Source organism: Hydrogenophaga sp. (assembly GCF_030158645.1).
Lineage (GTDB): Bacteria > Pseudomonadota > Gammaproteobacteria > Burkholderiales > Burkholderiaceae_C > Hydrogenophaga.
The window spans coordinates 38,305-45,095 of the sequence record NZ_JAOASO010000092.1; the positions used below are offsets into that span (position 1 = coordinate 38,305).

Annotated in this window: 4 protein-coding genes; 3 read left to right on the forward strand and 1 reads right to left on the reverse strand. The window is 67.8% G+C overall.

Annotation, left to right across the window (positions count from 1 at the left end):
• Positions 1-14: 14 nt before the first annotated feature.
• On the forward strand, positions 15-1,796 hold the full coding sequence (locus Q1W68_RS10485) for a gamma-glutamyltransferase family protein (RefSeq protein ID WP_300649208.1): 1,782 nt from the start codon (positions 15-17) through the stop codon (positions 1,794-1,796).
• On the opposite strand, the gene Q1W68_RS10490 is transcribed toward Q1W68_RS10485, so the two are convergent.
• Entirely contained in the window at positions 1,793-3,439 is a 1,647-nt protein-coding gene (locus Q1W68_RS10490; RefSeq protein WP_300649201.1) for an acyl-CoA synthetase, read from the reverse strand. The two genes, Q1W68_RS10485 and Q1W68_RS10490, sit on opposite strands and share 4 nt — an antisense overlap.
• Positions 3,440-3,494: 55 nt before the next feature.
• Here Q1W68_RS10490 and dnaG point away from each other — a divergent pair, with 55 nt between their 5' ends.
• Together dnaG and Q1W68_RS10500 are read left to right on the forward strand one after the other, a co-directional pair.
• The gene (gene dnaG, locus Q1W68_RS10495; protein WP_300649203.1) at positions 3,495-5,459 is read left to right on the forward strand and encodes a DNA primase; all 1,965 of its coding nucleotides are present in this window, start codon (positions 3,495-3,497) and stop codon (positions 5,457-5,459) included.
• A 329-nt stretch (positions 5,460-5,788) separates the two neighbouring features.
• A partial coding sequence (locus tag Q1W68_RS10500; RefSeq protein WP_300716556.1) for an RNA polymerase sigma factor region1.1 domain-containing protein occupies positions 5,789-6,791 on the forward strand: 1,003 nt, incomplete at its 3' end.

Below are 6,791 nucleotides of genomic sequence, written 5' to 3' on the forward strand. Positions count from 1 at the left end.
CGCGCGTGAAAGGCCTGAAGCACCTGCTCGCCGGGCTGGGTGTGGGGCTGCTGGGTGCCTGCGCCGCACCGCCGGGGCTGGTGCAGCCAGAAGCCGCATCGGGCTTCACCGCCAAACCCGGCTGGACCTTCCAGCGCCAGGCGGTGGCCGCTGCCAACCCGCTGGCCACCGAAGCGGGCGCGGAGATTTTGCGTGCCGGCGGCAGCGCGGTGGACGCAGCGATCGCGGTGCAGATGGTGCTCACGCTGGTGGAGCCGCAGTCCAGCGGCATTGGGGGCGGGGCCTTTTTGCTGCACCACGACGGGCGCAAGCTGCAGGCGTTTGACGGCCGGGAAACCGCGCCAGCGGCGGTTGGCGAGAAGCTGTTTTTGAACGCGCAGGATGAACCCCTGCCCTTCGCCACGGCGGTGAACAGCGGTCGTTCCGTGGGTGTCCCCGGCGCGGTGATGATGCTGGCCCTGGCGCACCGCCAACACGGCAAGTTGTCCTGGGCGCGGTTGTTCGATCCCGCCATCCAGCTCGCCGAAGAAGGTTTCCCGATCAGCCCGCGCCTGCACACGCTGCTGGCGGCCGACGTGGCGCTCAAATCCGACCCGGTGGCCGCCGCCTACTTCTACCGTGCCGATGGCCAGCCCCACCCCGTGGGCCATGTGCTGCGCAACCCCGAGCTGGCGCAGGTGCTGCGCAACATCGCTGCGGCGGGTCCCAGCGCCTTGCACGAAGGCCCGGTAGCGCGCGCCATCGTGAACAAGGTGCGCCAGCACCCCGCCCTGCCCGGCGCGCTCACCCTTGAAGACCTGAAGCGATACCAGCCGCGCGAACGCGAGGCGCTCTGCTTTGATCACACGGCCGCACTGCGTGCGCTGCGCATCTGCGGTTTTCCGCCGCCCAGCTCGGGTGCCATCGCCATCGGTCAGACCTTGGGCTTGCTCGCGCGCACGCTTCAGGCATCGGCGCCACTGGTCAACGATCTGCCGTCGTCCGACTGGCTGCACAGCTACAACGAGGCGTCGCGGCTGGCGATGGCCGACCGCGCCCAATACCTGGCCGACCCGGACTTCGTGGCGTCCCCCGCAGGAAGTTGGTCAAGCCTTCTGGATGCGCGCTACCTCGACGATCGCGCGCGCCTCATCGGCCCGACCCGAATGCCCCAGTCCCCCGCTGGCCAACCGGGCGGCGTGCAGAGCGGTTGGGCACCCATGCCCGAGCAGCCCGAGCACGGCACCAGCCACATCAGCATCGTGGACGGTTTCGGCAACGCGCTGGCCATGACCACCACCATCGAATCGGCCTTCGGATCGCGCCTCATGGTCAGCACCGACCCGGGGCGGCCCGGCGGCTTCCTGCTCAACAACGAACTCACCGACTTCAGCTTCGCGCCGCGCGATGCCCGAGGCCAACCGGTGGCGAACCGGGTCGAGCCCGGCAAGCGCCCGCGCTCGTCGATGTCGCCCACGCTGGTGTTCGACAAGAGCACCGGCGAGCTGCTCATGAGCACCGGCAGCCCGGGCGGCGCGTTCATCGTTCACTACACGGCCAAGGTGCTGCACGGCGTGCTGCAGTGGGGCTTGTCGCCGCAGGCCGCTGTGGACCTGCCCAACTTCGGCACGCTCGGCGGGCCGCTGGTTCTGGAGCAAGGGCGCTTCCCGCTGGCGACGGTGCAAGCGCTGCAGCAACGCGGCCACACCGTGCAGCAGGGCGAACTCACGAGCGGCGCGCAAGCCCTGGTGCGCAGCGGCGGCGCGTGGCTGGGCGGCGCCGACCCGCGGCGCGAGGGCATCGTCGCGGGCGACTAGACGTCGATGGCGGCGGCCGAGCCCGCCAGCTTGCGCAATTCGAACTTCTGGATCTTCCCCGTGCTGGTCTTGGGCAGTTCGCCAAACACCACCGCACGGGGCACCTTGAAGCCGGCGAGGTGTTGCTTGCAATGCGCCACGATGGCCTCGGCCGTGGTGTCGGCCCCAGCCTTGAGTTCAATGAAGGCACACGGCGTCTCGCCCCACTTCGCGTCGGCCTTGGCCACCACCGCGGCGGCCAGCACGGCGGGGTGCCGGTACAGCACGTCCTCCACCTCGATCGACGAAATGTTCTCGCCGCCCGAAATGATGATGTCCTTGCTGCGGTCCTTGATCTTGAAATAGCCGTCGGCGTACTGCACCGCGAGGTCGCCGCTGTGGAACCAGCCGCCCGCAAACGCCTCGGCGGTGGCCTTCGGGTTCTTCAGATAGCCCTTCATCGCGATGTTGCCCTTGAACATGATCTCGCCCATGGTCTCGCCGTCCTGCGGCACGGGCAGCATGGTCTCCGGGTCGAGCACGCGCACGTCGCGCTGCAGGTGGTAACGCACACCCTGGCGCGCGTTGAGGCGCGCGCGTTCACCGATCTCCAGTGAGTCCCAGGCTTCGTGTTTCGCACACACCGTGGCCGGGCCGTACACCTCGGTCAGACCGTACACGTGCGTGAGGTCGAAGCCCATCTGCTCCATGCCTTCGATCATCGACGCCGGCGGCGCCGCGCCCGCCACCATGGCCTTCACGCCCGCGGGCAGCCCCACCTTCATGGCGGGGGATGAATTGACCAGCAGGCCGTGCACGATGGGTGCGCCGCAGTAATGCGTCACGCCGTGGTTGCGCATGGCGTCAAAGATCGCCTGCGCTTCCACGCGGCGCAGGCACACGTTCACACCCGCGCGAGCCGCCACGGTCCAGGGAAAACACCAGCCATTGCAGTGAAACATGGGCAGCGTCCACAGGTACACCGCGTGCTTGGGCATGTCCCACTCCATCACGTTGGAGACCGCGTTCATCGCGGCGCCCCGGTGGTGGTAGACCACGCCCTTGGGGTTGCCGGTGGTGCCACTGGTGTAGTTCAGCGCGATCGCGTCCCACTCGTCGGCCGGCAGGCTCCAGGCAAAGGCCGGGTCGCCACCGGCCAGGAACTCTTCGTAAGTGCCGCTGCCAATGCGCTCGGTGGTGCCGGTGAACATGGAGTCTTCCACATCGATCACCAGCAGCGGCGTGCCCGCCTGTCGCAGCGCCAGCGCCTTCTTCAGCGTGGGTGAGAACTCCGGGTCCACGATCACCACCTTGGCCTCGCCGTGGTCGAGCATGAAGGCGATGGCCTCCGGGTCCAGCCGGGTGTTGAGTGCGTTGAGCACCGCCCCGGCCATGGGCACACCGAAATGCGCCTCCACCATCGGCGGTGTGTTGGGGAGCATCACCGCCACCGTGTCGTTCTTGCCGATGCCCGCGCGCTGCAAGGCACTGGCCAGGCGCCGGCAGCGGGCGTAGGTCTCGCCCCAGGTCTGGCGCAGCTCGCCATGCACCACCGCCAGCCGGTCGGGGTAGACCTCGGCGGTTCGCTCGATGAACGACAGCGGTGAGAAAGGCGCGAAGTTGGCCTCGGTGCGCGGGAGGTCCCGGTCGAAGATGCTGGTCATGGCGGTTGTCTCCTGGTGGGAATGGCTCTTTGGGCCTGTGCGAGAGAATACCCCCGTGGCCATCCCCCAGACCTTCATCCAGGAACTGCTCAACCGCGTGGACGTGGTCGACGTGGTGGGCCGCTACGTGCAGCTCAAGAAGGGCGGTGCCAACCTGATGGGCCTGTGCCCGTTCCATGGCGAGAAGTCGCCTTCGTTCAGCGTCAGCCCGACCAAACAGTTCTATCACTGCTTCGGCTGCGGGGCCAACGGCAACGCCATCGGCTTCCTGATGGAACACGCCGGCATGAGCTTCATCGAGGCGGTGAAAGACCTGGCGCAACAAACCGGCATGCAGATCCCGGAAGACGACGCCTCGCCGCAGGACCGCGAGCGCGCCGCGCAGCAGCGCCAAAAGCAGGTCACCCTCACCGACGTGCTGGAGAAGGCCGCCCTGGCCTACGCCAAACACCTCAAGGCAACGCCCCGCGCTATTGACTACCTCAAGGGCCGCGGCCTCTCGGGCCAGATCGCCAAGACCTTCGGTCTGGGCTACGCGCCCGAAGGCTGGCGCGCGCTGGCCAGCGTGTTCCCCGACTACCAGGACCCTCTGCTGGTCGAGTCCGGCATGGTGATCGAGCACGAAGACGAAAAAGGCGCGGATGGCCAGTCCAAGCGCTACGACCGCTTCCGCGACCGCATCATGTTCCCGATCCGCAACGTCAAGGGCGAGTGCATCGGCTTCGGCGGGCGTGTGCTCGACAAGGGCGAACCCAAGTACCTGAACTCACCCGAAACGCCGGTGTTCAGCAAGGGCCGCGAACTCTACGGCCTGTTCGAAGGCCGCACCGCCATCCGCGTGGCGGGCTACGCGCTGGTGACCGAGGGCTACATGGACGTGGTGGCCCTGGCCCAGCTCGGTTTTGCCAACGCCGTGGCCACGCTGGGCACAGCCTGCACGCCCGACCATGTGCAAAAGCTCTTCCGCTTCACCGACAGTGTGGTCTTCAGCTTCGACGGCGACAACGCCGGGCGGCGCGCAGCGCGCAAGGCGCTGGACGCCGCCCTGCCCCTGGCCACCGACACACGCAGCGTGAAGTTCCTCTTTTTGCCCGCCGAACACGACCCCGACAGTTTCATCCGCGCCAACGGCGAAGCCGCGTTCGCCCAGTGCGTGAAGGACGCCGTGCCGCTGTCGCGCTTTTTGATCGAAGCGGCCGGCGCCGACTGCGACCTCACCAGCGCCGAAGGGCGCGCCCGCATGGCCAGCCAGGCGCGCCCGCTCTGGAGCGCCCTGCCCGACGGCGCCTTGAAGCGCCAGCTGATCGGCGAACTGTCCACCGGCATCGGCATCGGCAGCGCCGACCTGCTGCAGCTGTGGCAGCAGGCCGGTGGATCGCGCGCGCCGCGCTCGGCGGGGACAGCGCCCGCCCCGCCGTCGCACGACGCGGGCTACGACGGCGGCACCTCCTATGAGTCGTCGGGCAGCGCTTACGAATCCAGCGCCGGCAGCTACCGCAGCGACAGCGGCAGCGGCAGCGGCAAAAAGGGCTACAGCAAGTGGCGCAAGGGCCCGCCACCGCCGCCTCGCATGCTGGGCACACGCCGCGCGGGCGGCAGCCGCGCCGACCGCGCCGTGGGCCTGCTGCTGGCCAACGCCCAGGCCTGGGACAGCCTCTCGGCCGACGACCACAGCCTGCTCGCCCACCTGCCCGCGCCCCACGGACCGCTGTTCGCCTGGCTGGAAGCGCAGTTGCACGAACACGGCGCACAGCCGTGGGCCGCCCTGCGCGAGGCCTTGCGCGGCCACGAGCACGAGGTGTTTGCCTGCACGCAGGTGGAACAGGTGCCACCCAGCGACGACCCCGCCTCCGAGCTGTCGGAGCTGAGCGATGTGATGAACCGCCTGCGCCGGGACGGCCTGGAAGCACAAGCGCGCCTGCTGGCCGAGGGCGTGGCCCGGGGCGACGCCGGCGCCATGGACGACTACAAGCGCGTCAGCGCCCAGCTCGCTGCCCTGAAGGCCAGCGCAGCGGCCTAGCGAAATACGGGCAGCGCGGTATAATCCACGGCTTTGCACCGCAAGCGCGACAGCAGCACCTCCGGCACCGGCCCGGCCCTTTGAGAAGGGCTACATGGACACTCCTCCTGGCCACCTCAGCGACCCGCCCTGGGCCTGACGGAACTCCCGCAAGGACTGCACACCAAATGTTCGCCCCAACAGCTTGCAGGCCTGCCCTTTCCGGCGAAGAGCGGGTGTAGTGCAGGCGTTGTGCCCAACAAAATCACCGGGGTGGACCGCGTTGCGCGGCCTTCAGGCGTTTTTTGTGTGTTCTGCCGGTTCCAGTTCGACATTTTTCTGAGGTCCTCATGCCCGCGAAGAAATCCAGCACGCCCGTCTCGTCCAGCACAAAACCCGCCAAGAAAGCCGCCACACGTGCCGCCCCGGCTTTGCCTCCGAAGAAAGCCCCTGCAGTGACCGACAAGACCCCCGCCAAAGCCGCCGCCAAGGCCGCTCCCGCCAAAAAGACCGTTGCCAAGGCGAAGCCCGAAGCGCTCGACACCGAACTGCTCGACGACGCACCGGCCAAGAAAAAACCTGGTCGCCCGGCCAAAGCCGCTGGCGACGACAAGCCCGCCGCCAAACGCGGCCGCAAGCCCAAAGCCGACAGCAAATCGTCCGGTGGCGACATGGACGACGCCGACCTGAGCGACATCGAAGACGACCTGGCGGGTGAAGTCGAAGCCGAAACGGTCGACGCCACGTCGACCACGACCGAGAAGGTCAAGCCGCTGCGCATGAAGATCAGCAAGGCGAAAGAGCGCGCGCTGATGAAGGAATTCGGTCTGGACGAAACCGTCCTGTCCGAAGAAGAAGCGCGCAACCGCCGCGAACGCCTCAAGACCCTGATCAAGCTGGGCAAGACGCGCGGCTACCTCACGCACGGCGAGATCAACGACCACCTGCCCGACAAGCTGGTGGAAGCCGAGACGCTGGAAGTGGTGGTGTCCTTGCTCAACGACATGGGCGTGGCGGTGTATGAACAGACGCCTGATGCCGAAACCCTGCTGCTGAACAACACCGGCCCCACCGCCGCCACTGAAGAAGAAGCCGAAGAAGAAGCCGAAGCCGCCCTGTCCACCGTGGACAGCGAATTCGGCCGCACCACCGACCCCGTGCGCATGTACATGCGCGAGATGGGCACCGTGGAGCTGCTGACGCGCGAAGGCGAGATCGAAATCGCCAAGCGCATCGAAGGTGGCTTGAACGACATGATGGCCGCCATCAGCGAGAGCCCGGCCACCATCGCCGAAATCCTGGTGATGGCCGAAGACATCCGCAGCGGCAAGGTCGTCATCTCCACCGTGGTCG